The 22039-nt window shown below is 75.0% G+C and carries 24 protein-coding genes and 2 pseudogenes; 16 read left to right on the top strand and 10 right to left on the bottom strand.

The window, feature by feature from the left end:
- From ACFOYX_RS16170 to ACFOYX_RS16140, 7 genes and pseudogenes are all read left to right on the top strand, one after another.
- Positions 1-178, top strand: a pseudogene (locus tag ACFOYX_RS16170) (phosphoheptose isomerase); the annotation flags it as partial.
- Between the two features lie 362 nt (positions 179-540).
- On the top strand, positions 541-1929 hold the full coding sequence (rfaE2, locus tag ACFOYX_RS16165) for a D-glycero-beta-D-manno-heptose 1-phosphate adenylyltransferase (RefSeq protein ID WP_322441249.1): 1389 nt from the start codon (positions 541-543) through the stop codon (positions 1927-1929).
- Positions 1926-2621: an SDR family oxidoreductase gene (locus ACFOYX_RS16160; protein ID WP_377534084.1), complete on the top strand. Its 696-nt coding sequence runs from the start codon at positions 1926-1928 to the stop codon at positions 2619-2621. Before rfaE2 ends, ACFOYX_RS16160 begins: the two co-directional genes overlap by 4 nt.
- Positions 2618-3589 (top strand): glycosyltransferase family 9 protein, encoded by a 972-nt coding sequence (locus tag ACFOYX_RS16155; protein WP_322441228.1) that lies wholly within the window; start codon positions 2618-2620, stop codon positions 3587-3589. The genes ACFOYX_RS16160 and ACFOYX_RS16155 overlap by 4 nt, the downstream gene beginning before the upstream one ends.
- Before the next feature lie 9 nt (positions 3590-3598).
- Positions 3599-4462 carry an alpha/beta fold hydrolase gene (locus ACFOYX_RS16150; RefSeq protein WP_322441227.1) on the top strand — a complete coding sequence of 288 codons (864 nt, stop codon included), beginning with the start codon at positions 3599-3601 and terminating at the stop codon, positions 4460-4462.
- Between the two features lie 169 nt (positions 4463-4631).
- The gene (locus ACFOYX_RS16145) at positions 4632-5261 is read left to right on the top strand and encodes a hypothetical protein (RefSeq protein ID WP_109801400.1); all 630 of its coding nucleotides are present in this window, start codon (positions 4632-4634) and stop codon (positions 5259-5261) included.
- A 152-nt stretch (positions 5262-5413) separates the two neighbouring features.
- A complete protein-coding gene (locus ACFOYX_RS16140; protein ID WP_322441226.1) occupies positions 5414-5809 on the top strand; it encodes a hypothetical protein in 396 nt (131 codons plus the stop codon).
- A 99-nt stretch (positions 5810-5908) separates the two neighbouring features.
- Here the strand turns inward: ACFOYX_RS16140 and ACFOYX_RS16135 are convergent, their stop codons facing one another.
- Together ACFOYX_RS16135 and ACFOYX_RS16130 are read right to left on the bottom strand one after the other, a co-directional pair.
- Positions 5909-6115 (bottom strand): GTPase activator, encoded by a 207-nt coding sequence (locus tag ACFOYX_RS16135; RefSeq protein WP_322441225.1) that lies wholly within the window; start codon positions 6113-6115, stop codon positions 5909-5911.
- A gap of 72 nt (positions 6116-6187) precedes the next feature.
- The gene (locus ACFOYX_RS16130) at positions 6188-7084 is read right to left on the bottom strand and encodes a DUF72 domain-containing protein (protein WP_322441224.1); all 897 of its coding nucleotides are present in this window, start codon (positions 7082-7084) and stop codon (positions 6188-6190) included.
- A 131-nt stretch (positions 7085-7215) separates the two neighbouring features.
- Here ACFOYX_RS16130 and ACFOYX_RS16125 point away from each other — a divergent pair, with 131 nt between their 5' ends.
- Together ACFOYX_RS16125 and ACFOYX_RS16120 are read left to right on the top strand one after the other, a co-directional pair.
- Positions 7216-7722 carry a DinB family protein gene (locus ACFOYX_RS16125; RefSeq protein ID WP_322441223.1) on the top strand — a complete coding sequence of 169 codons (507 nt, stop codon included), beginning with the start codon at positions 7216-7218 and terminating at the stop codon, positions 7720-7722.
- A 117-nt stretch (positions 7723-7839) separates the two neighbouring features.
- The gene (locus tag ACFOYX_RS16120; protein WP_322441222.1) at positions 7840-8622 is read left to right on the top strand and encodes a hypothetical protein; all 783 of its coding nucleotides are present in this window, start codon (positions 7840-7842) and stop codon (positions 8620-8622) included.
- A 77-nt stretch (positions 8623-8699) separates the two neighbouring features.
- Here ACFOYX_RS16120 and ACFOYX_RS16115 read toward each other — a convergent pair whose 3' ends face one another.
- Entirely contained in the window at positions 8700-9917 is a 1218-nt protein-coding gene (locus tag ACFOYX_RS16115) for a S8 family peptidase (RefSeq protein ID WP_322441221.1), read from the bottom strand.
- 278 nt (positions 9918-10195) lie between these two features.
- Here ACFOYX_RS16115 and shbA point away from each other — a divergent pair, with 278 nt between their 5' ends.
- The 3 genes from shbA to ACFOYX_RS16100 are packed head-to-tail and all read left to right on the top strand — an operon-like array spanning position 10196 to position 12677.
- A complete protein-coding gene (gene shbA, locus ACFOYX_RS16110) occupies positions 10196-10768 on the top strand; it encodes an RNA polymerase sigma factor ShbA (RefSeq protein ID WP_109801393.1) in 573 nt (190 codons plus the stop codon).
- Positions 10765-11943 (top strand): hypothetical protein, encoded by a 1179-nt coding sequence (locus tag ACFOYX_RS16105; protein WP_322441219.1) that lies wholly within the window; start codon positions 10765-10767, stop codon positions 11941-11943. The genes shbA and ACFOYX_RS16105 overlap by 4 nt, the downstream gene beginning before the upstream one ends.
- A complete protein-coding gene (locus tag ACFOYX_RS16100) occupies positions 11940-12677 on the top strand; it encodes a Pr6Pr family membrane protein (protein ID WP_322441218.1) in 738 nt (245 codons plus the stop codon). The genes ACFOYX_RS16105 and ACFOYX_RS16100 overlap by 4 nt, the downstream gene beginning before the upstream one ends.
- Positions 12678-12704: 27 nt before the next feature.
- On the opposite strand, the gene ACFOYX_RS16095 is transcribed toward ACFOYX_RS16100, so the two are convergent.
- From ACFOYX_RS16095 to ACFOYX_RS16085, 3 genes are all read right to left on the bottom strand, one after another.
- Positions 12705-14762 (bottom strand): glycogen debranching N-terminal domain-containing protein, encoded by a 2058-nt coding sequence (locus ACFOYX_RS16095; protein WP_322441217.1) that lies wholly within the window; start codon positions 14760-14762, stop codon positions 12705-12707.
- Positions 14759-15136 (bottom strand): SCP2 sterol-binding domain-containing protein, encoded by a 378-nt coding sequence (locus tag ACFOYX_RS16090; RefSeq protein ID WP_322441216.1) that lies wholly within the window; start codon positions 15134-15136, stop codon positions 14759-14761. Before ACFOYX_RS16090 ends, ACFOYX_RS16095 begins: the two co-directional genes overlap by 4 nt.
- A 115-nt stretch (positions 15137-15251) precedes the next feature.
- On the bottom strand, positions 15252-15761 hold the full coding sequence (locus ACFOYX_RS16085; RefSeq protein ID WP_322441215.1) for a DinB family protein: 510 nt from the start codon (positions 15759-15761) through the stop codon (positions 15252-15254).
- Between the two features lie 81 nt (positions 15762-15842).
- Here ACFOYX_RS16085 and ACFOYX_RS16080 point away from each other — a divergent pair, with 81 nt between their 5' ends.
- Positions 15843-16358 carry a 2'-5' RNA ligase family protein gene (locus ACFOYX_RS16080; RefSeq protein WP_322441247.1) on the top strand — a complete coding sequence of 172 codons (516 nt, stop codon included), beginning with the start codon at positions 15843-15845 and terminating at the stop codon, positions 16356-16358.
- A gap of 26 nt (positions 16359-16384) precedes the next feature.
- Here ACFOYX_RS16080 and ACFOYX_RS16075 read toward each other — a convergent pair whose 3' ends face one another.
- Together ACFOYX_RS16075 and ACFOYX_RS16070 are read right to left on the bottom strand one after the other, a co-directional pair.
- Positions 16385-16621 (bottom strand): hypothetical protein, encoded by a 237-nt coding sequence (locus tag ACFOYX_RS16075; protein ID WP_322441214.1) that lies wholly within the window; start codon positions 16619-16621, stop codon positions 16385-16387.
- Positions 16593-16904, bottom strand: a pseudogene (locus ACFOYX_RS16070) (hypothetical protein); the annotation flags it as partial. The pseudogene ACFOYX_RS16070 and the gene ACFOYX_RS16075, both read right to left, overlap by 29 nt.
- Between ACFOYX_RS16070 and ACFOYX_RS16065 the strand changes: the two are divergent.
- The 3 genes from ACFOYX_RS16065 (at position 16815) to ACFOYX_RS16055 (ending at position 19891) form a co-directional block, all read left to right on the top strand.
- Positions 16815-17918, top strand: a complete 1104-nt coding sequence (locus tag ACFOYX_RS16065) for a hypothetical protein (RefSeq protein ID WP_322441213.1) — start codon at positions 16815-16817, stop codon at positions 17916-17918. The pseudogene ACFOYX_RS16070 and the gene ACFOYX_RS16065 sit on opposite strands and share 90 nt — an antisense overlap.
- Positions 17919-18104: 186 nt before the next feature.
- Positions 18105-19124 (top strand): MEDS domain-containing protein, encoded by a 1020-nt coding sequence (locus ACFOYX_RS16060; RefSeq protein ID WP_322441212.1) that lies wholly within the window; start codon positions 18105-18107, stop codon positions 19122-19124.
- Positions 19010-19891: a sensor histidine kinase gene (locus tag ACFOYX_RS16055; RefSeq protein ID WP_322441211.1), complete on the top strand. Its 882-nt coding sequence runs from the start codon at positions 19010-19012 to the stop codon at positions 19889-19891. The genes ACFOYX_RS16060 and ACFOYX_RS16055 overlap by 115 nt, the downstream gene beginning before the upstream one ends.
- Positions 19892-19945: 54 nt before the next feature.
- On the opposite strand, the gene ACFOYX_RS16050 is transcribed toward ACFOYX_RS16055, so the two are convergent.
- Complete coding sequence (locus ACFOYX_RS16050; protein ID WP_322441210.1) at positions 19946-20572, bottom strand: LUD domain-containing protein; 627 nt, start codon at positions 20570-20572, stop codon at positions 19946-19948.
- A complete protein-coding gene (locus ACFOYX_RS16045; protein ID WP_322441209.1) occupies positions 20559-22022 on the bottom strand; it encodes a lactate utilization protein B in 1464 nt (487 codons plus the stop codon). The genes ACFOYX_RS16050 and ACFOYX_RS16045 overlap by 14 nt, the downstream gene beginning before the upstream one ends.
- Positions 22023-22039: the final 17 nt, after the last annotated feature.

Here is a 22039-nt window from a genome sequence, read left to right as displayed (position 1 = left end):
CGCACGCGACACCGGCCTGCGCTGCTGGGCCTTCACCGGCCCCACCCCCAACCCCCTCGCCGAGCTGTGCCACGACGTGCTGGCGGTGCCCTCGCCGGACAGCCAGGTGGTGCAGGAGCTGCACCTGGTCTCCACCCACCTGCTCTGCGAGTACGTCGACCAGGCCCTGCCGCTGGTCCGCCAGCTCCCGACGATGTCCACCGCGGCGCCCCGGACGGCGACCTTCGCCCCGTGGCGCGGGCGAGACGGCGCGGACCGGAACGGGTGGGACGGCGCGGAGCGCGGCGGGCGAGACGGCGCGGACCGGAACGGGCGGGACGGCCGCATCCTGACCGCGGTCGCCCCCGGCCTGCCGACGCACGGGCTCAACGGCCACGGATGCAACGGACAGGGCCCGGACGCCCCCGGCGCGAACGGCCACCCGTCCCACGGCCTTGGACCGAACGGACCCGGACCGAACGGACCCGAGCTGGACGGCCACGGCCGCAACGGGCACGGGTCCACCGGCACCGGGTGGGCGGAGTCGTGAGCGGCCCGCTGGTGGTGGTCGGCGATGCGCTGCTGGACCGGGACGTCGCGGGAGCGGTCAACCGGGTCTGCCCGGACGCGCCCGTACCGGTGCTGGACGAGCGCGTCACCACCGACCGGCCCGGCGGCGCCGGCCTGGCCGCGCTGCTCGCGGCCGCCCAGGACACCGAGGTCGCGCTGGTCACCGCGCTCGCCGACGACGCCGGCGGGGCGCGGCTGGCCGACCTGCTCGCCGAGGCCGGGATCGAGGTCTACCCGATGCACCTGCCCGGGGCGACCGCCGAGAAGATCCGGTTGCGGGCCGGCGGGCAGACCCTGCTGCGGCTGGACCGGGGCGGCGACCCGCAACCGCCGGGCGAGCCACCCCCGGCCGCGCTGGACGTGCTCACCCGCGCCCGGGCCATCCTGGTCAGCGACTACGGGCGCGGGCTGGTCCGGCAGCCGACGCTGCGGGCGGCGCTGGCCGAGGCGTCCGCCCCGGTCGTCTGGGATCCGCACCCACGCGGCCCGGCCGCCGTGGCCGGGGCCCGGCTGGCCACCCCCAACGTCGCCGAGCTGCGGCAGCTCACCGGCGACGCCGGGGCCGGCCCGGCGCTCTCCACCGCGACCCGCGCCGGGCACGAGCTGCGCCAGCGGTGGCGGGTCGGCGGGATCGCGGTGACCATGGGCGCGGACGGCGCGGTGCTCTGCCACTCGGGCAGCACCCCGCTGGTGGTGCCGCCACCGTCCGCCCTGGACCGGGTCGAGGACACCTGCGGCGCCGGGGACCGGTTCGCCGCCACCGCCGCACTCGCGCTCGGCGACGGCGCGCCGGTCTCCGAGGCGGTCGGCGCGGCCGTCGCCGCCGCGTCCGCGTACGTCGCGGCGGGCGGGGCGGCCGGGCTGCACCGCGCGCCGGAGCGGCAACCCGTCCTGGCGGCGGCCCGCACCGCCGAGGAGCTGGTGGCGAAGGTACGCGCCGACGGCGGCACCACGGTCGCCACCGGCGGCTGCTTCGACATCCTGCACGCCGGGCACGTCGCCACCCTCCAGGCGGCCCGCCGCCTCGGCGACTGCCTGATCGTCTGCCTCAACTCCGACCGCAGCGTCCGTGGCCTGAAGGGGCCGGAGCGCCCGGTCAACCCGGAGGGCGACCGGGCCCGGCTGCTCGCCGCGCTGGACTGCGTCGACGCGGTGGTGGTCTTCGACGAGCCCACCCCGCACCAGGTGCTGGCCCGGCTGCGCCCCGACGTCTGGGTCAAGGGCGGCGACTACGCCGGCGAGGAGCTGCCCGAAGCGGACCTCGTGCACCGCTGGGGCGGGCGGGTCGTCACCGTCCCCTACCTGGCCGGCCGGTCCACCACCGGCACCATCTCCGCCGCGCGGCAGCGCGGCCTCCACCTCCTCAAGGGAGCAGTATGAGCAGGGACATGAACGGCGCGGCGATCCTCGTCACCGGCGGGTCGAGCGGCCTCGGCGCGGCGGTGGTGACCGCGGTGGCCAAGGCCGGCGGCCGGCCGTACGTGCTGGACCGACAGGCGCCGGCCGAGGGGGTGCCCTGGGTCGAGTGCGACCTGGCCGACACCCGGGCCGCCGAGGCGGCCACCCGACAGCTCGCCGAGCAGGCCGGCGGCCTCGACGGGGTGGTCACCGCCGCCGGCATGGACGTACCCGGCCCGCTCGCCGACGTCCCCGGCGAGACGTGGGACCGGATCGTGGCGGTCAACCTGCTCGGCACCGCCGCGGTGGTCCGGGCGGCGGTGCCGCACCTGGAACGCTCGCACGGCACGGTGGTCACCGTCGCCTCCACGCTGGGCGTCAAGGCGGTCAGCGACGCCACCGCGTACTGCGCGGCGAAGTTCGGGGTGGTCGGCTTCACCCGGGCGCTCGCCGCCGAGCTGGCCGGAAAGGTGGGCGTGACGCTGCTGATCCCGGGCGGAATGCGGACGGCGTTCTTCGACGACCGGGACGAGCGGTACAAGCCCGGCCCCGATGCGATCCTCAACGATCCGGCCGACACCGCCGAGGCGGTCCTGTTCGCCCTCACCCAACCGGCCGGCTGCGCCGTCCGCGAGCTGGTGGTCTGCGCCGAGCAGGAGTCGTCGTACCCGTGATCCTGGTGCTCAGGGCGCTCGGCGTCGGCGACCTCGCCACCGGGGTGCCGGCGCTGCGGGCGCTGCGTGCCGCGTACCCGGGCGAAGAGCTGGCGTTGGTCGCGCCGTGCTGGTTGGCGCCGCTGGTCGAGCTGGTCGGCGGCGTGGACCGGCTGGTCGAGGCGGACGGGCTGGGCCACCTGGCGTGGCCCGGCCCGCCGCCGGAACTGGCGGTCAACCTGCACGGCCGGGGCCCGCAGTCGCACCGGATGCTGGCCGGCGTCCGGCCCCGCCGGCTGCTCGCCTTCGCCAACGCCGAGGCCGGGCACCTCGACGGCCCGGGCTGGCGGGCCGACGAGCACGAGGTCGACCGCTGGTGCCGGCTGCTGGCCTGGTACGGCATCCCTGCCGACCGCACCGACCTGGCGCTGCGCCGGCCGGTGCCGGGTCGGCTGCCGACCGGGGTGAGCATCGTCCACCCGGGCGCGAAGGCGACCCAGCGGCGCTGGCCGCCGGCCCGGTTCGCGGCGGTGGCCCGGGAGCTGACCGACCGGGGCCACCGGGTGGTGGTGACCGGCGGGCCCGGCGAACGGGGCATCGCCGAGGAGGTGGCCCACCGGGCCGGGCTGCCCGCCGACGCCGTGCTGGCCGGGGAGACCGACCTCGGCGAGCTGGCCGCGCTGGTCGCCCACGCCCGCGTGGTGATCAGCGGCGACACCGGAGTCGGCCACCTCGCCACCGGTTACGCCACCCCGTCGGTGCTGCTCTTCGGGCCGGTGCCGCCGGCGCAGTGGGGCCCGCCGCCGGACCGGCCGTGGCATCAGGCGCTCTGGGTGGGGCCGCGCCGACCGGCCGACGACGGCGGCCCGCACCCGGCGCTCGCGGCGCTGGACGTGCCGACGGTGCTCGCCGCCGTCGAGCGCAGCCTCCGACCGCCGGACGGGCCGCCGTCCACACCCCTGCTACCCGCCGGTAGCTTTCGGCCGTAGGCTGAGCCGGTGAGCGGGGAGCCGGAGTACAGCCAGGAGTTCATCGACGCCGACGGCGCCCGGATCGGCGTGCAGACGTACCCCGATCCGGACGGCGCGCCGGATGCGCCGGTGGTGCTGATCTGGCCGGCGATGGGCGTGCGGGCCCGCTACTACCGTCCGTTCGCCGCGGCCCTGCGCGCCGCCGGCCTCGGTGTCGTCGTGGCCGACCTGCGTGGCACCGGCGAGAGCACCCCCGCCCCCAGCCGGTCCTGCCGCTACGGCTATGCCGAGCTGGCCGGGGACATCGCCGCCGTGCTGGCGGCGCTCAAGCCCCGGCTGGACGGGCGGACCCGGGTGCTGCTCGGGCACTCCCTCGGCGGGCAGGCGGCGGTCCTGCACCAGGCGCTGCACGACGCGGACGTCGTCGACGGGCTGGCCCTGGTGGCCGTCGGCCTGCCCTGGTGGCGCCGCTACCCCGGACCGCGGGGCTGGGGGGTGCTGCCGTACACCCAGGGGATCGCGGCGACGGCCCGGCTGCTCGGCGTCTGGCCGGGCTGGGGGTTCGGCGGCCGGCAGGCACGCGGGGTGATCCGGGACTGGGCGTACACCGCGCGGACCGGCCGCTTCCCGACGCTCGACGGGGTGGACGCCGAGGCGGCCGTCGGGTCGGTGCGTACCCCGGTGCTGGCGGTCAGCGTGGACGACGATCAGTACACCCCGCACGCCACCCTCGACCACCTCTGCGCCAAGCTGACCGCCGCGCCGGTCACCCGGCACCGGTACACGGCGGCGGAGGCGGGTGCGGCGCTGGACCACTTCACCTGGGTCCGCGCCTCGACGCCGCTGGCCGCCCGGGTGGCCGGCTTCGCCGCCGGGTTGCCCCGCCGCTGACCGCCGCCCGGTCCGCCCCCGGCACCTCCCGTTCACGCCCTGCTCGCCCCGTCCTGTCCGCTTTTCCGGCGTCCCGGCGCCACCTGCCTCGACACCAGCGAACCGCGGTGCATAGCGGCCCGGATGGTGGGTATGCCGCACCGCTCGAAAACCGCGGAGGGGGATCCAGATGTCAGAACGGCACACCGCACTGCGCTCGATGCACGACCTGGGCCTGGCGGCCTGGTTCGGCGGCTCGCTGATGGGAGCGCTTGGCGTCAACGGCGCGGCGGCACAGGTCAACGATTCGACGCAGCGGCTGCCGGTGGCCTCGGCGGGCTGGGCCCGGTGGACCCCGGTGAACGCCGCGGCGATCGGCGCCCACCTGGCCGGCGCGGTGGGTGAGCTGGTCACCGAGAGCCCACGCATGACCGCCCAGTCCGGGGTCGCGAAGACGAGCGCGGTGAAGACCGCGTTGACGGTCGGCGCGCTCGCGGTGACCGGGTACAGCCGGTTGCTCGGCATGCGGTTGCAGAAGGCGGGCGGCCCGCCCGTCGAGGGGGCCACCGAGCCGAGCTACCAGACGCCGGCGAACGTCGCCTCCAGCCAGCGGCAGCTGAAGATGCTGCAGTGGGCGATCCCGGCGCTGACCGGCGCGCTGGTGGTGGTGACGGCGTACATGGGCGAGCAGCAGAAGCCGGGGCAGGTGTTCCGGGGAATGCTCGGCCGGGCCGGCGGTCTGATGGCCGCGCCGAAGGCGATGGGCAAGGTGGCCGGCATGGCCACAGCCAAACGGCAGATGGCGATGTCGGGCCGCTGATCGGCCGGGCCGGACGGCCGGCAGCCCCACCGGGACGCCGGCCGTCCGGCACTACGCCGCCGCCGGCGATTCGCCGCCGAGGCGGGCGGCATGACCGGCGCGGTGGCGGGCAATCAACGCCGGCAGGGGCTGACCGACCAGGCGAGGTGGCCATGACCAGGAACGACGGACCGGCAACGGGTGGCGAGCGGCGGGGGCCGGAGTCGGCCGAGCCGTGGGGTACCACGGACGGGTTCGACGCCGACCCGCCGTGGGGCGCGGGCGAGGACTCGCCGATGGACGAGGGCAGCGAGGAGAGCGCGGTGCCCGAGGGCCGGCGCGGCGAACGCCGGGCCGGCGCCCCGACCGCCGACGGGAAGCCGGCCGGGCGGCACGGTTTCGGCCCGGTTGAACCGACCCGTACGGCGCAGGCGGGGCCCGGCGCCCCGCCCGACCCCGCGCCGAGCGCACGCACGTTCCCGGACGACCGGGCCGGCGAGGACCTGCCGGACAACTCCCTGGAGGAGTCGACCGGCATGCGCCCGGAGGGGGTCACCCGGCGCGGCTGAGCGCAGAACAGGCAACGGCCCGGCCGCACCAGGCGGTCGGGCCGGGCCGGGTCCGAGCCGGCGACCGGCCAGGAAGACCACGAGGGTCGGCAGGCGCGGTCAGGAGCCGGTCCCGTCCTCCCCCGGCGTCCCCATCGCGGACGGCTCGGGCTCGCTCTCCGGCGCGGGCGGCTCGGTCACCGGGTGGCCGGTGTCGTCCACCAGGCCGGGCGCCATGCTGCCGCCGTGCGCCTCCTCGGGTTCCCGGGTCGCCCGGGGGTCCCGGTCGTCCGGCCGGCCCGTCGCCGCCTCGTCCCGCTGGCTCACGCGCTCCCCTTCCGTCGTGCCTCGGCTCCGCCGGTACCCGGCCCGGGACCGGGGAAACCTCGGGCGACGGCGTCAGGAGGAGGCGGCCCGCGCCCGGGTGACGTCGACGCCGAGCAGTCCGGCGAGCCGGGCCGCGTCGCGCTGGGCCTGGTCGCCGCAGCAGTTGTTCATCAGCACGTGCAGCTCGGCACACTGGTCGGCCAGCTCGGTGAGCAGCACCGACCAGCGCCGCAGCTCGTCGCCGTAGGCGTACCGGAACCTGTCCTGCTTCTCGCCGCTCTCCCAGGCGGCGCTGTGCCCGTGGAACCGGACGACGGCGAGGTCGGCGGTGGCGACCAGGATCGGCGGCACCGAGGAAGCGTGCTTCTGCGGCATGTCCACGCAGACGTAGGTCAGCCCGTGCTCGCGCAGGAAGGTCACGGTGTCCACGACGGTGTCCTCCGTGAACCAGGACGAGTGCCGCAGCTCGACGCTGACCCGCCACGGTCGGCACCGCCGGGCCAGCTCGACGATCCGCCGCTCGGCCGCCGCGCTCCGGGCCAGCCACGGCGGGAACTGCAGCAGCACCGCTCCGAGCCGGTCGGCCGCCGCGATCGGCGCCAGCGCCGCCCGGAACCGGTCCCAGAGCTCGTCGTACGCCCCGGCGGGCAGGTCCCGCCAGCGGATCCGGCCCGGGCCGCCGGCCGGGCGCAGGTCCCGCGGCAGCGCCGCCACGGGCGTGTGGTGGCCGGTGAAGAGGCTGAACGCCTTGACGTCGAAGGTGAAGCCGGGCGGGGTGGCCGCCACCCAGCCCTCGGCGGTCTCCGGCGGCGGGATCGCGTAGTAGGAGGTGTCCACCTCCACCAGCGGGAACCGCTCCGCGTACCAGCCGAGCCGGCCGGCCGGGGTGTTGACCGCCCGCGGGTACCAGCCCGAGCGCACCAACTGCTGGTCGGCCCAGGACGAGGTTCCCACCTTGACTACACCCATGTAGTTCAGTGCACCGCGGGTCGGGCGGATCGGCAACCGCTGGGAACGTGCGGGCGTCCGCCGTGGAGTGACGCGGGACTGTCGGTGGCCGGCCATATCGTGGTGGCAGTCGTCAAGGAAGGGAAGACATCATGAGCGTTTCCGAGCAGGTCGTCACCGGTGAGCGGGCGGATCTGCTCGCCACGCTGCGTCGGCACCGCGGCTTCCTCCGGCAGACGGTGGACGGGCTGACCGACGAGCAGGCGGCACAGCGCAGCACGGTCAGCGAGCTCTGCCTCGGCGGCCTGATCAAACACGTCACGATCGTCGAGCAGCGGTGGATGCGGTTCGCGGTCGGCGGCGCCGAGGCCATGCGGAGCCAGCCGGTCGACTGGGCGGGCCAGTTCCGGATGCAGGAGGGTGAGACGCTCGCCGGCCTGCTCGACGAGTTCGACCGGGTCGCCCGCGCGACGGACGAACTGGTGGCCACGCTCGACCTGGACACCGCGCACCCGCTGCCGACCGCGCCCTGGTTCGAACCGGGCGCGAGCTGGTCGGTGCGGCGGGTGCTGCTGCACGTGATCGCGGAGACCGCCCAGCACGCCGGGCACGCGGACATCCTCCGCGAGTCGATCGACGGGGCGAAGACCATGGGCTGAGCCCAGGGGCACACGGCCCGTTGCCGCGCGGGGTGATCGATCTCACCTGCGAAATCGGGGGCGTACGCAGGGTTCCCATGTGACGTCGCGTCGAGCGACGGCGCTGAGGGACACGAGATGAACGCACACCGCATGGACCAGGAGGCCGTCGAGCGACTGCTCGTCGGTCCCGTCGCCGACCCGCCGGATGGTCCGGAGGCGCTCGTCCGACTACTCACCGCCGTCCGGGCCACCGCCCGCCCGCACGAGCTGGCCGGCGAGCGGGTCGCCCTGGAGGCGTTCCGAACGGCGCGGGCGGGTTCGGTTCCGGGGCCGGCCGCCGGCCCCGAGCGGCGGATCCTCGCCGGGCTGCTCAGCGCGAAGGTCGCCCTCGCGGCCCTGCTGGCCGCCACCACCGGCGGCGTGGCGCTGGCCGCGGCCACCGGCACCCTGCCCGGTTCCCGGAGCGGCGCCGACCACACCACGACGCCACCGAGCGCGAGCGCCGCTGGGCGTCCCACGCCGACCGGCGGCCCCACCGTCTCCCCCACCGCAGCCGGCGGCCCGTCCGACCCGGCGACGGCCTCACCGGCCCTGGTCGGGCTCTGCGCCGCCTACCGGGCCGAGCAGAACGGCAACCGCCAGCGGATGTTGGCAACCCCCCGCTTCGCCGAACTGCTCTCGGCTGCGGGGGGACGCGAGAAGGTGCCTGGTTACTGCGATCGGGTGCTCGACGCGCCGAACAACCCGGGCGGCCGGACGGTCAGCCCGAGCGGCAAGACCGGCGGCGAACCGACCGGCCGGGTCACCGGCCGACCGGACCGCGCACCGTCCACGCCGGATACCCCTGGGGACCCGACCGGGCGGCCCACCAGCCCGTCGGGGAACCTGCCGGCCTCGACCGGCCCGACCTCGCGCTGAGCCGAGGCGGGTCGGCCGCCCGTCCTGCGGGCGGCCGACCCGGATGGTGCGGCCCCTCCTGCCAGTACGGCCGAGGATCAGAAGGTCGCGGCGTTCAGGAGCTTCTCCTGGATCCCGTCGGGGTCGCCTGCCGGCCAGCTGTAGTTGGTCGTACCGGCCGACTGGAGGGCCGACTTGACCGCGCTGGGGCTGGCCGTCGGGTGGGTCGCCTTGTAGAGGGCGGCGCCACCGGCGGCGTGCGGGCTGGCCATCGAGGTGCCGGAGATGGTGTTGTAGCCGCCGCCCTTCCAGGTGGAGTAGATGCAGACACCCGGGGCCATCAGGTCCACGTCCGCGCCGAAGTTCGAGAAGTCGGCGATGGTGTCGTCCACGTCGCTGCGGCAGGTGGCCGCCGCGCCGCCGCCGGGCAGGCCGTTGAAGTCGGCGAGCGCGCTGACGGTGATGACCTCGTCGTACGCGGCCGGCACGTGGTTGGCGGCATTGTCGGTCTCGTTGCCGGCGGCGACGACGTACGTCACACCGGCCGCGACGGACCTGCAGATGGCCTCGTGCATGGCGTCCTTGTTGCTGCCGCAGGCGCTGTCGGAGCCGGAGCCGCCGAGGCTCATGTTGGCGACCTCGATCTCGCTGGCGTGCGCGGTCACGTAGTCGATGCCGCAGATGATGTCGGAGAAGGTGCCACTGCCGGCGTTGTTGAGCACCCGGACGGGCCAGAGCCGGGCACCCGGCGCCATGCCGACCACACCGACGCCGTTGTCCAGCGCGCCGATCGTGCCGGAGACGTGCGAGCCGTGGCCGTTGCCGTCGTTCGCGCTGTTGCCGGTGGAGCAGTTCTTGGCCCCGGCGGTGTAGACGTTGAGATCCGGGTGGGTGAGGTCGATGCCGGTGTCGATGACCGCCACGTCGACGTTGACCCGCTCGTCCACGCCGTTGATCTTCGCGGTCGGGCTCAGCTCGGCGTCGGTCCGGTTGATGCCGGTCGGCGTCGTCTGGGCGTCGGCGGTCGCCACCCCGTCGGGCTGGACGAGGAGCACCCGCGAGTCTCGGGCAATGCGGGCGGCGGCCGTCGCGCTCATCTGGGCCGAGTAGCCGCGCAGGGCGTACTGGTAGATGTGGCCGAGGCTCGCGCCGTTGGCCCTGGCCTGCTCGGTGGCGACCGACGACGAGTTGGCGTCGGAGCGGAGGACGACGATGTAGCCGGTCTGCGCCTCGGCGCGCGGCGCGGCGTTGGCGCCGGTGGCCGAGGCGGCGACGACGATGCCGGTGAGCATCGCGACGCCCAGTGTCTTGCGCATGGGGTTCCTCTCCACGTCCGGTAGGGGCGGTTGGCCCCTGCCGAGGTTGTCGCAGCCGGCGGTGCCGGGCCAGGGTGCAAAGCCATTCGTTATTGGAAATATATAAATTTGTTGGAAAAGCCGCATAGCGACTGACCCGACGTCGCTGACGCCAGGTCGCCGGGCCCCCCTCCTGTCGGGTTATCGCCGCCGGGAATCGCGGCGTTTCACCCCTTGGCGGTACGACGGAGGGCGGCTACGGTCGAGCGAGCCGCACCGGAAGGCCCTCATTGACCTCGATGGACACACCGCATCCCGACCTCGTGCGTCGGGCCGTCGCCGGTGATCCCGCGGCGGTGGCCGGGGTGCTGACACAGATCAGACCGATCGTCGTGCGCTACAGCCTGGCCCGGTTGGGCCATGTCGGCGTCGGAGGCGCGACCGCGGAGGACGTCGCCCAGGAGGTCTGCGTCGCGGTGCTTCGCGCGCTGCCCCGCTTCACCGACCAGGGTCGGCCCTTCCTCGCCTTCGTCTACGGCATCGCTGCGCGCAAGGTCGCCGACGCCTGCCGGACGGCGAGCCGGGACCGCACGGACAGCGTCGCCGACGTGCCGGACACCGCCGATCCCACGCCCGGGCCGGAACCACTGGCCCTCGCCGCCGACCTGGGCGCCCGCCTCAACGAGTTGCTGGCCCAACTGCCGGCGATCCACCGGGAGATCCTGGTTCTCCGGCTGGCGGTCGGCATGACCGCGGACGAGGTCGGTACGGTGCTCGGCATGACCGGTGGTGCCGTACGGCTGGTGCAGCACCGCGCGCTCACCCGGCTGCGCGCCGTCGCCGGGGACACCCTGGCTGCGGTGATCCGATGACCTCCAACGTTCCTCCCCCACCTGAGGACCCGGTGCTGCGGGACGACGAACTGCTCGACGCGATCCGTCGCGGCGAGCCACCGGCCGCCGATGACCCGGTCGCCGCCCTGCTGACCGACTGGCACGCCGAACTGGAGGCCCGAGCCGCGGCTGTCGACGCCGCCGCGTCGGGTTCTGTCGCCGGACCGGATCGGCTACCGACGAGCCCGGAGACCGCCACGGCGGCCGGAGGCGGGCGCGACGACGCGACCACGGCGGACGAGCGGTCCGACCCGACGCGCGGCGGGCGGAGTGCTGCGCCCGCCATGCCACCGGCGGCGGACGTGGTGCCGGCGGCGCGGCGGAAACGACACCGCCCCGGGCGGGCGCCACGACGGTATGGGCGGGTCTTCGCCGGATCGGCACTGACCCTGCTGACGATGACCGGCGGTCTCTGGCTCGGGTCGGCCAGGGCGGAACCGGGCGGGCTGCTCTGGCCGGTCGCCGAACTGATCTGGACCGAGCGGGCCGAGTCGCTGCGTACCGAACAGGAGATCGACCGGACGCTGGACCAGGCCCGACGCGACCTCACCGCCGGCCGATACGCAGACGCCCGCGCCCACCTGGAGCGGGCCGCAGCGCTGCTCGCCGCGCTCGGCGACGACGAGCACCGGGCCCGGCTCCGGGTCGACCTCGACGACCTGCGGCAACGACTGCCGACGGCCGACCCGCCGAAGCCGGCGCCGGGTGCCCCGACGACGTCCGCGTCGACGACACCGCCCGGCACCCCGTCGAGCCCGGCGCCGACCGGGCCGCACGACGCGGGCGGCGACACCGGCGCACCGGCCGTCGTGATGATCCCGTCCGCCACGGAACCGTCGGTGGAGCGAACGCAGCCGGCCCTGCCGACGCGGCCCGACCGCCCGTCCCGGCCCAGTCCCCACACCCCCGAGGAGTCGGGCCCGACGGCGCCGGCGAGCGGAGGTGGCGCACCGGAGCGGAAACCACGGGCAACGCCGCAGCGAGTCCCCCCGACCGCCTCGGGCGGAACTGCTCCGACGGCGACGGACGATACGAACCAGCTCCCCCGGTCGGGCCCACCGCCGGCGCGGTCCGGGCCGCTGCCGCCGGGCCACCCGGCCGCCGGCCGAGCGGCTGCTGCCCGGCCGGACGGGGCTGATAGCTTGCCCCGATGAGTCTGCGGCGTCGGCGGGTGGCGCTCGGCTTCCGTCTGGCGAGCGTGATCAGCGTGCTGGCCGGGATCGTGCTCACCGCGCTCGGCCCGGCCACGGTGACCGGCCTGCTGCCGTACTTCACCATCCAGAGCAACGTGGCGGCCGGGCTCTTCGCCGGCTACGCCGCCTGGCGGGCCTGGCAGGACCGCCCCGAGCCGCCCTCGGCGCTCAAGGGCGCGGTGACCCTCTACATCACCATCACCGGGGTGGTCTACCACCTGGTGCTGGCCAACCCGGCCAGCCCGTTCGCGATGGTCCAGCCGGACCGGGCGTTCGGCGAGGCGCTGGGCAACCAGTTCCTGCACACCGTCGTGCCGCTGCTCGCGATCGCCGACTGGGCGCTGTTCGACCGGCGGGGCCGGCTACGCCCCCGGTACGCGGCCTGGTGGCTGGCCTTCCCGCTGGCGTACCTCGGGTTCGCCCTGGTACGCGGGCTGGTCGTGCACCGCTACCCGTACCCGTTCATCGACGCGGGGCAGCTCGGCTACGGCGGTGTCGGGCTCAGCTCGCTCTTCTTCGCGTTCGCGTTCTGGCTGCTCGGTCTGCTCCTCGTCGGCGTCGACCGGGGGCTGGCCCGGCGGGGTGCGAGCCGCCCCGGGGTCGCCGCCGGCGGCCCGGCGCCCGCCGCGTCCGGCCCGGCGGCCGCGCCCGCCACCGAGACCGAGCCCGAGGAGACGACCGCCGGGCAGCGCTGACCCTCCCGTCGGGGATTGACCGACCGCTCAGCGCCGCCGGGGTCGGCGGCCGGCGGCCCGGTCCCGCCCGTAGGCGTCGGCGCGGCCCCAGCGGCCCGGCACGTCGAGCAGCTCGATCCGGCCGAACCCTGCCGGCATCGCCGGGTCGACCAGCAGGTTGTCTCCGCAGGGACGCAGTCCGAGGAGGGTGCCCAGCAGCATCAGCAGCGCCCCGGACGACCACGACTGCGGCCGGCCGGCGACCGGGAGCTGGACCGGGTACTTCGTGACCTCGCGCGGATAGCCGGCGATCACCTCGGGCAGCGAACCGCCGAGCGTCTCCGCCACCGCGAAGATGCCGGCCGCGATCCGGGCCGCCTCGGCGTCGTACCCGTAGCGGCGCAGACCCGACGCGGTCAGGGCGTTGTCCGCCGGCCACACCGCGCCGAGGTGCGCGCCGACCGGGTTGTACGGGCGCTGCCCGTCGGCGTACGTCCGCACGCCCCAGCCGCTGAACAGGTCCGGGCCGCACAGGTGGGCGGCCAGCGCGCCGGCGCGCGCCGGCGCCACGATCCCGCTCCACAGCAGGTGGCCGAGGTTCGAGGTGAGCGCGTCGACCGGTGTGCCGTCCGGCTCCAGCGCCAGCGCGTAGTACTCCCGATCGGGCAGCCAGAAGTCCCGGTCGAACCGCTGCCGCAACCGCGCGGCGTCGGTCTCCAGCCCGTCGGCGTACGCCGGGTCGTCCCAGACCTCCCGGGCGAGCCGGGCCCCCCGGATCTTCGCGTCGTACGCGTACCCCTGCAGTTCGCAGGTGGCCCGGGGGAAGCCGGGCTGGCGCCCGCGCCGGTCCACGATCGCGTCGGGCGAGTTCCGCCAGCCCTGGTTGACCAGCCCGCCACGGGTGTTGCGCCGCTGGTAGCGCAGGTAGCCGTCGCCGCACGAGTCGCCGTAGTCGTCGATCCAGTCCAACGCCATCCGGGCCGGGTGGCGCAGTTGCCGGACCAGCGCGGTGTTCCCGGTCCACCGCTCGTACTCGTCGAGCAGGATGACGAAGAGGGGGGTGGTGTCGGCGGCGCCGTAGTAGGGCCCGGTCGGCTGGTCGCCGAAGGCGGCCGCCTCCCCGTAGCGCAGCTCGGCCAGGATCTTGCCCGGCTCCTCCTCGTGGTGGTCGTCGAGCTGGCCGCCCTGCACCAGGGCGAGCAGCCGCAGCGTGGCCGAGGCCAGCTCCGGGGTGAACGCCAGCGTCTCCAGACAGGTGATCAGGGCATCCCGGCCGTACAGCGCCATCGCCCAGGGCAGGCCGCCCACCGGCACCCGTTCGGGGTACGCCAGCGGGGTGTAACGCAGCGCCGCCAGGTCGGTCAGCGCGCACTCGTACGCCGACTCCACCGAGTCGCGTTCGGCGACGAGCTGCGGTGCCCGGTCGAGCCAGCGCGCGAGCTCCTCCCGCATGGTCGAAGGTACGGCGTGCCGGTGGGACTCCAGGCTGGCCCGCAGGTCCCGCCCGCCGGCGCCGTGGATCACCGTGCCGACGTGCAGGTCGGTGCTCCACTCGCCGTCGGCCTCGACCCGGATCCGGAACGTCATCCCGCCCTGGTCGACGGCGGCGGAGGTGGTGCTGGACACGACGGTCTCCCGGGTGAACCGCTCCCGTTGGTAGCACAGCCGCAGCTCGCCCCGGTCGGAGTCGGCGGTGGCCGTGACCCGGCGGGGCGCCGGATGGCCGATCTCGGCGGTGTCGGCGAAGTCGCTGCCGATCTCCATGCGCAGGACGAACTCGGTGGGCTCCGTGGCGTGGTTGAGCACGGTGATGCGCTCGTTGAAGCTGTCGTTGATGGACCGGTGCCGGATCACCGACACGGCGGCGTCCACGTAGTGACTGGCGGCGCCGGGCACCAGCACGAACCGGGTCTCGAAGTAGGCAATGTCGTCCCGGGAGAGGGCGTGCAGCCGCTGCCCGTCGAGGGTGAGCACCCAGCGGGACATGAACCGGGTGTCGAAGGAGAAGAGCCCGATGGGGGCGCGCGGGTCCACCTCCATGTCACCCTGCGCGTCGCTGACCGCGAAGGAGTTGCCGGCGACGACACTCACCAGCTCCTGCCTCATGCCGTGCCACCCCGCCCGCAGGCCGCGTCGCGCGGGTGCCGGGCGCCGGGCGGACCCGGGAAGAGCCGGCGCAGCGTCAACAGCAACCGGAGGTTTCCCTGCACGGTGAGGTCGTTGCTCAGCAGCGCCGCGACGAGGTGGAGCCGGCCGGCGGCCAGCCGGTCGAAGACCTCGCGGTCGGCGCGGACGATCAGCTCGGCCTCGTCGGCGGAGCGGGCCACCTGGACGTTCTGGTGGTCGATGGTCAGGTACCAGTGCTCGGTGTGCCCGCCGTCGTTCAGGTCGAGGCGGAGCGTGCCGGCCGTGTTCTCCGGCAGCTCGGGATGCCGGCCCGCGACCCCCCGTTCCAGGTGCTCAACCGCCGAGACGCCCATCGGTCCCCCTCCCGTCCCCGGCCGTCCCCGCAGGGTCCCCGGTGGTGGGGTGAGTTCAACTCACCCGATCCGGGTGAGCCCAGGGGGTCCGGCAGCCTTCCCGGCCGGCGCGGCGTCAACCCCGCTCGATGAGCCCCCGCACGTAGGCGGCCTGACCGGCGTGCTGGAGGGCGTCCTCCAACAGGCTGATCAGCCGGACGCCGGCGGTCACCGGCGGGTCCCAGTTCTCGTCCACCACCCGGTCCAGGTGTCCCGGCCGCAGCCCGCGCAGGTACGCCCCGGTCCGCTCGGCCACCGCCCGGTGGTAGTCGAGCAGCGCCTGCCCGCTCTCCGGGCGGCAGGCGAGGACCTGCTCGGTCGTGTACCCGAAGCCGGTGTCGTTCGGGTCGGCGGTCAACCCGAACCGGCCCGCCCAGTCCCCGGAGACCCAGACCTGCTCCTCGCCCAGCAGGTCGGCGACGCCGCTGTCCTGGATCCGGGTCAGGTGCCAGATGAGCCAGCCCACCGTGTTGGCTCCCGGCGCCGGTGGCTGCCGCAGCTGTTCGGGACCGAGCCCGTCGACCGCCGCGCCGACCAGGTCGGGCAGCCGGCCATACGCCTCCGCCAGCAGGTCCGTCACATCCACGGTCCGCGCTCCTCCATGTCGGTGCCACCCGGGCAGTACCGCCCTCGGGGCCGGGCAAACCTCACCTCTAGGGTGAGCGACGTGGTCGCGGCGCTGGAGCTGTATCTCGACACCGACGCCACCCGGCGGATCCGGGTGCTCTGGGACGCGTTGGAGTCCGAGGGCGTACAGAGCATGCGGTCGCTGCTGGAGCAGCGGCACCGCCCGCACGTCTCGCTCGCCGTCGCCGCCCGCTTCGACCCCGACCAGGTCGCCGAGGCTCTCGCCGGGACGGTGGTGGCCGCGCCGCTGCGGCTGGAGTTCCAGCACGCCGGCCAGTTCGTCGGCCGGGTGCTCTGGCTCGGGCCGACGCCCACCACCGAGCTGCTCGCCCACCACGCCCAGGTGCACCACCGGCTGGCCCGCGCCGGCATCACGCTGGTCGAGCACTACCAGCCGGGACGGTGGGTGCCGCACTGCACGCTGTCCATGCGGGTGCCGAACGCCCTGATGGCCGCGGCGGTGCGCCGCTGCCTGGAGGTGCTGCCGCTGACCGCCACGGTGGTCGGGGCGGCGATCACCGACCACGCCCGGGGCATCTCCCACCCGTTGCCCTGAGCGTCGCCCTCCCGGTGCCGGAAGCGTCAGCGCGACCTGAAGTCGAGGATGAAGGTCGGGTACTCCGGCTGCGGGCAGGACTCGCCGCGGTGGCCGAGCCGCTCGTAGAAGGGAGCCGCCCGCTCCCGGTGGGCCTGCCATTCCAGGTACCGGACCCGCCGGCGGCCCAGTCGACACCGCCGCGAGCAGCGCCCGCCCCACGCCGTGCCGGCGCCGGTCCGGGCGGACGTAGCGGTCGTGCAGCCGGGCCACCCGGTGCGCATCGCCGGAGCGCAGGTGCGGCCCCTGATCCTGGGCGGCGGCGTACCCGGTCAGCCGTCGTCTTTTGCGCCATCTGCCGAGGTGCTGGCGACGTCGACGGACTGACGCAAGCTGGTAAATACGCAGGTCAGGCCACTCCTGGCCACCCAGCGACGTGCGGCCGGCGGCCCTGGAGCACACCCTCGGAGGTACGCCATGGCCGCTCCCGTCATCCGTTCCGTCACCGCCAGCCCGGCGGTGCTGCTGCCCGGCCAGTCCACCACCGTCGTCGTCGACGCCTACCATCCGGACTCCCGGGTGCTCACCCTTTCCGGGCGGGTCAGCGACCCCACCGGCGCGGCCTGGGACACCCCGGTCCGGGTCGACCTGGGCGTGCCGCTGACCTGGCAGCTCACCACCACCGCGGCGGGGGTCACCATCACCCCGAGCGGCACCGACCCGGCCCGCTTCACGGTGACCGTGCTGGCCGGCCGGAGCACGGTGACCCTGACCGCCACGGTCCGGGACGCGGCCGGACGGACCGCGACCGCGACCGCCACGGTGACGGTGCCAACGCTGGTGGGGATGAGCGCCGAGAAGGGCGCCCGGACCCAGCGGATCGTGGCGGACTACCCGGCCATCCGCTACATGCGGGACTTCGGGGCGGACACCGGCGACGCGGACGCCCTGCCGGAGCTGCCCCCGTTGACCGCCGGGAAGTTCGTCGACGCGCCGGCGGCCGTCATGCACGTCTCGTGGAAGGACGACGTCGAGCAGCTCACCACCTGGCTGGACGGGTTGACCCGGCCGATCTACCTGACCTGGTACCACGAGCCGATGGGCGATGTCGCCCCGACGACGTACCGGGCCACGGCGACCCGGCTGGCCCAGATCGTGGCCGCCCATCCCAGGCGGCGGTACGTCCTCGGGCACGGCCCGATCGTGACCCGGTACTGGCTGGACGAGGGGCGCGGCAACCCGACGGACTGGGGTTACCCGGGGATGACGCACTACGGGGTGGACTGCTACTCGCGGGACACCTCGACGTACTGGACGGCGGCCCGGATGTTCGGCGTCGCGTTCGGCAAGATCCGCGCCGCGTACCCCGGGCTCCGGCTGCTCGTCCCCGAGTACGGGCTGAGCCGGACCACCACCGACACCACCGGTGCCGGGCGGGCCCAGGCGCTGCGGGACCACGTCACCTGGCTGCGCCAGCAGGCCGACGTGGACGCGGTGGCGTACTGGAACAACTGGGCCGAGTTCGAGCTGCCCGACCCGCCCCTGGAGTCGACCGCGTGGCGGAACCTGCAGGCCGCTTGACCGGGATATCGGAGAGTCTGGGCTTACCGTTCGTGGCCACCTACAAGGAGCGACGGCGGCTGGCCGGTCCTGCGGCGGCAGTACGCCGCGACGGTCCGACCCGCCACCGGGGGGCCTCCGGCCGGGGGACGGCACGAATGGCCGTTCCCGCGGAGCGGAATAAGCTGGCGCCATGAGGAAGCCCGCTTGACCAGCAACGCCGCGCCCCCTGCGTACGACCACCTCTGCTGGGCCTACGACGACCCGGCCGTGCTCGACTCCCGCGCGATGGCCTTCCTCGCCGCCGGTCTCGCGGCCGGCGAGCGGGTCTGGCTCGCGGCGCCGAGCAGGCCCGGCTCGCTGACCCACCGCCTGGACGGCCTGCCCGGCCTCGCTGACGCGCTGCGCACCGGGGCCGCCCGGATGGTTCCCGTCGACGACGCCTACCGGCGCGAGGAGGTCATCGACCCGGAGACCCAGGTGCGGCACTACGCGGCCGCCACGGCGGACGCGTTGGCCGACGGCTACACCGGTTTCCGGGTGGCGGCCGAGACGACCTCACTGGTCCGCACTCCCGCCCAGCGGGACGCGTTCACTCGGTACGAGCACCTCATCGACCGCTACATGCGCGTCAATCCGATGTCGGCGATCTGCGCCTACGACCGGCGGGAGCTGGGAGAACCGGCCATCGCCGAACTGGCCTGCCTGCACCCCGAGACCAACGCCGACGTGCTGTTCCGCCTGTACGCCGCCGACCCGGACGAGGGCGCGGTCGCGCTGGCCGGCGAGCTGGACCCGTCCAACCACCGGCTCTTCGCCACCGCGCTGGACCGCGCCGACCCGCAGCCGGTCGACGGCCGGCTGGTGGTCGACGGGACGGACCTCCGGTTCATCGACCATCGCTGCCTGATCCACCTGGGCGAGCACGCCCGGCGTCGCGGCGTCACCGCCGTCCTGCGCACCTCCCGGTCGTCCGCGGCCCGCCTGGTCGAGCTGCTGGACCTCCCCGACGTCCGGGTCGAGGTCATGCGATGGGGACCGGTGCCGCCGCCGGCCACGTCGGCTACTACCACGAGGCCCTCCTGTTCGACTCGGACGAGCACCTGCTCGCCGTGGTGCTGCCCTTCCTGCTCGGTGGCGTCGAGGCCGGCGAGCCGGCCGTGGTGGGCTTCGGTGGGCGCCACGCCGAGCTGGTCCGGCAGGCCCTGCCCGCCGGCTCGGGCGTGACGTTCCTGCCCGGCGGCACCGTCTACGACCGGCCGACCTCCGCGATCCGTTCCTACCGGAAGCTGCTCGCCTCGTTCGTGGCCGACGGCGCCCAGCAGATCCGCATCGTCGGTGAGCTGCCCTCCGAAGCACTCGGCTCGACGTGGGACTGGTGGGCGCGGTACGAGTCCGCCGTCAACCATGCCTACGACGACTTCCCGCTCTGGAGCATGTGCGCGTACGACACCCGAGTCACCCCGCCCCGGGTGCTGACGGACGTGGCCCGCACCCACCCCCGGGTGGCCCGGCCCGACGGCAGTCACGTGCCTACCGGCGTCTACACCGAGCCGACCAGCTACCTGGCCGAGCCGCGGCCGATGCTGCTCGACCCGGTGCAGCGGACGGTGCCGGTGGTCGAGCTGGCCGACCCGACGCCCGCGCAGGCCCGCGCCGCCGTCCATGCCGCCGACCGGGGGCAGCTCCCCGCCGACGACGTCGAGGACCTGGTGGTGGCGGTCAGCGAGATGGTCACCAACGCCCAGCGCCACGGTCTCCCACCCGTGTCGATGAGGCTGTGGAGCGGCGCCGACCGCATCGTGGTCACGGTGAGCGACGGCGGCGACGGACCGAAGGACCCGTTCGCCGGCCTCCTCCAGGCGACCAACGGCTCCCCCGGCGGGTTGGGCCTCTGGATCTCCCACCAGTCCTGCAGCCACGTGGCGCTGCACCGCGGCCCGGACGGCTTCACGGTCCGGCTGACGGCCGGCAATCCGGACTTCCCGGTCTGATCCGGTCGTCCCCCGCCCTCCCGTGACCGGGAAAGGCGGCCACGTGGTGACCGGTCACCCGTCGGTGAGGACGACGTGCAGGCGGCGCGGGCCGTGCACACCCTCCACCCGGTTCAGCTCGATGTCGCTGGTCGCCGAGGGCCCGCTGATCCAGGTCAGCGGGTGGCCCGGGGTGAGCCGGGCGAGAGCCTCCGGCACGGTGGCCACCACCTGCTCGGGGCGCACCACGCAGACGTGCCGGTCGGGCAGCAGGCTGATGACCCGCCGGCCCTGGTCGGCGGCGGCGTCCAGGACGATGGTGCCGGTCTCGGCGACGGCGACCGCCGCCGCGGTGACCACCGCGTCCAGCTCGGCCAGCCGGTCGGCGGACAGGTCGTCGTCGACCACCACCTCGATCCCGCCCGGTCGCCAGTCGGCGGGCAGTCCCGGCGGCACCACCACCGCCGTGGCGCCCTCGGCGGCGAGGATGCCGGCGACCGTGTCGGCGACGGCCGCACCGGTGGCCCGGTACACCTGGGCCCGGTAGTCGGTCAGCCGCTCGGCGAGCAGGTCGACGAGCTCCGGGTCGCCGGGCGGCAGCTCCCCCTGCCGGCGGTGGCCTGGCCGGTGACGTACCGGCGTGGGAGGTGCGGCGGCCAGGGCGGCCCGGAGCCGGGCCAGCGTGACGTCACGGGCGGTCATCACGCCTCCGCTCCGACCACCACTGCCGGAAGGTCTGTGGCGGCGCGGCCGGCATGTCCCGGCTGGCGGTCCAGCCGTTCAACGGCGGGGGCAGGGCGCGACCGGCGATCCGGCCCAGCCCCGCGGCGCGCTGCGCGGCCGCGTACAGCCGGGGATGGTCCATCGTGTACGCGGCCGCGGCCATCGCGACCGCCTCGGCGCTCGGCGTCCGGTGCGCCGCGCGGCGCTCGGCCACGTGCCGGGCGCGCAGGTGGACCAGGACGGACGGGATGTCGATCATCACGGGGCAGGCGTCGAAGCACGCGCCGCAGAGCGACGACGCGTACGGCAGGGAGGCGTTCTCCTCGACCCCGGTCAGCTGCGGGGAGAGCACCGCCCCGATCGGCCCCGGATAGACCGACCCGTACGCGTGCCCGCCGGTGCGCTCGTACACCGGGCAGACGTTGAGGCACGCCGAGCAGCGGATGCAGTGCAACACCTGTCGGCCCACCTCGTCGGCGAGCACCGCGCTGCGGCCGTTGTCCAGCAGCACCAGGTGCACCTGTTGCGGCCCGTCGCCCGGGGTGACCCCGGTCCACATCGAGGTGTACGGGTTCATCCGCTCCCCGGTCGACGCCCGGGGCAGCAGTTGCAGGAAGACCCCGAGGTCGTCCCAGGTGGGGATGACCTTCTCGATGCCCATCACGGTGATCAGGGTCTCCGGCAGGGTGAGGCACATCCGCCCGTTGCCCTCGGACTCGACCACCGCGAGGGTGCCGGTCTCGGCGACGGCGAAGTTCGCCCCCGAGACGGCCACCTTCGTGCTGAGGAAGGTGGCGCGCAGGTGCCGCCGGGCGGCGGCGGCCAGCGCGGCGGGCTCGTCGGTCAGCGCCGGGTCCACCCCGGGCATCTCGCGCAGGAAGACCTCGCGGATCTCGGCCCGGTTGCGGTGGATCGCCGGGACCAGGATGTGGCTGGGCCGGTCCCGTCCGAGCTGGACGATCAGCTCCGCCAGGTCGGTCTCGACCGGTTCGATCCCGGCGGCCTCGAGCGCCTCGTTGAGGCCGATCTCCTGGGTGGCCATCGACTTGACCTTCATCACCCGGTCGGCGCCGGTGGCCCGGACCAGGTCGGTGACGATCCGGTTCGCCTCGACCGCGTCGGTCGCCCAGTGCACGGTGCCGCCGGCGGCGGTGACCGCCGCCTCCAGCTGTTCGAGCAGCTCGGGCAGGCGGGCCATGGTGTCGCTCTTGATCGCCCGCCCGGCGGCCCGCAGCTCCGGCCAGTCCGGCACCTCGCCGATCACCGCCGCCGACTTGGCCCGGATGGTGCCGGTGGCGTGCCGCAGGTTACGGCGGAGCTGGGGGTCGGCCAGGGCGCGGCGGGCGGCGACCGGAAAGGGCTCGTCGCCGCGCAGGTGGCCGACCCCGGGCGGGGCCGTCGCGGGCAGGCCGAGGAACGTCTCCGTCATCGCCGCCCCTCCCGGTC

This window comes from Micromonospora sp. GCM10011541, assembly GCF_042650725.1.
Lineage (GTDB): Bacteria > Actinomycetota > Actinomycetes > Mycobacteriales > Micromonosporaceae > Micromonospora > Micromonospora sicca.
The sequence above is the reverse complement of the archived record's forward strand: the minus strand, read 5'-3'. Positions and strand labels throughout refer to the sequence as shown.

Coding starts and splice junctions, on each gene's coding strand:
- ACFOYX_RS16160 (WP_377534084.1), top strand. CDS start 1,926: ATGAGCAGGGACATGAACGGCGCGGCGATCCTCGTCACCGGCGGGTCG.
- ACFOYX_RS16145 (WP_109801400.1), top strand. CDS start 4,632: ATGTCAGAACGGCACACCGCACTGCGCTCGATGCACGACCTGGGCCTG.
- ACFOYX_RS16140 (WP_322441226.1), top strand. CDS start 5,414: ATGACCAGGAACGACGGACCGGCAACGGGTGGCGAGCGGCGGGGGCCG.
- ACFOYX_RS16130 (WP_322441224.1), bottom strand. CDS start 7,084: ATGGGTGTAGTCAAGGTGGGAACCTCGTCCTGGGCCGACCAGCAGTTG.
- ACFOYX_RS16125 (WP_322441223.1), top strand. CDS start 7,216: ATGAGCGTTTCCGAGCAGGTCGTCACCGGTGAGCGGGCGGATCTGCTC.
- ACFOYX_RS16120 (WP_322441222.1), top strand. CDS start 7,840: ATGAACGCACACCGCATGGACCAGGAGGCCGTCGAGCGACTGCTCGTC.
- ACFOYX_RS16115 (WP_322441221.1), bottom strand. CDS start 9,917: ATGCGCAAGACACTGGGCGTCGCGATGCTCACCGGCATCGTCGTCGCC.
- shbA (WP_109801393.1), top strand. CDS start 10,196: ATGGACACACCGCATCCCGACCTCGTGCGTCGGGCCGTCGCCGGTGAT.
- ACFOYX_RS16105 (WP_322441219.1), top strand. CDS start 10,765: ATGACCTCCAACGTTCCTCCCCCACCTGAGGACCCGGTGCTGCGGGAC.
- ACFOYX_RS16100 (WP_322441218.1), top strand. CDS start 11,940: ATGAGTCTGCGGCGTCGGCGGGTGGCGCTCGGCTTCCGTCTGGCGAGC.
- ACFOYX_RS16095 (WP_322441217.1), bottom strand. CDS start 14,762: ATGAGGCAGGAGCTGGTGAGTGTCGTCGCCGGCAACTCCTTCGCGGTC.
- ACFOYX_RS16090 (WP_322441216.1), bottom strand. CDS start 15,136: ATGGGCGTCTCGGCGGTTGAGCACCTGGAACGGGGGGTCGCGGGCCGG.
- ACFOYX_RS16075 (WP_322441214.1), bottom strand. CDS start 16,621: ATGCGCACCGGGTGGCCCGGCTGCACGACCGCTACGTCCGCCCGGACC.
- ACFOYX_RS16065 (WP_322441213.1), top strand. CDS start 16,815: ATGGCCGCTCCCGTCATCCGTTCCGTCACCGCCAGCCCGGCGGTGCTG.
- ACFOYX_RS16050 (WP_322441210.1), bottom strand. CDS start 20,572: ATGACCGCCCGTGACGTCACGCTGGCCCGGCTCCGGGCCGCCCTGGCC.
- ACFOYX_RS16045 (WP_322441209.1), bottom strand. CDS start 22,022: ATGACGGAGACGTTCCTCGGCCTGCCCGCGACGGCCCCGCCCGGGGTC.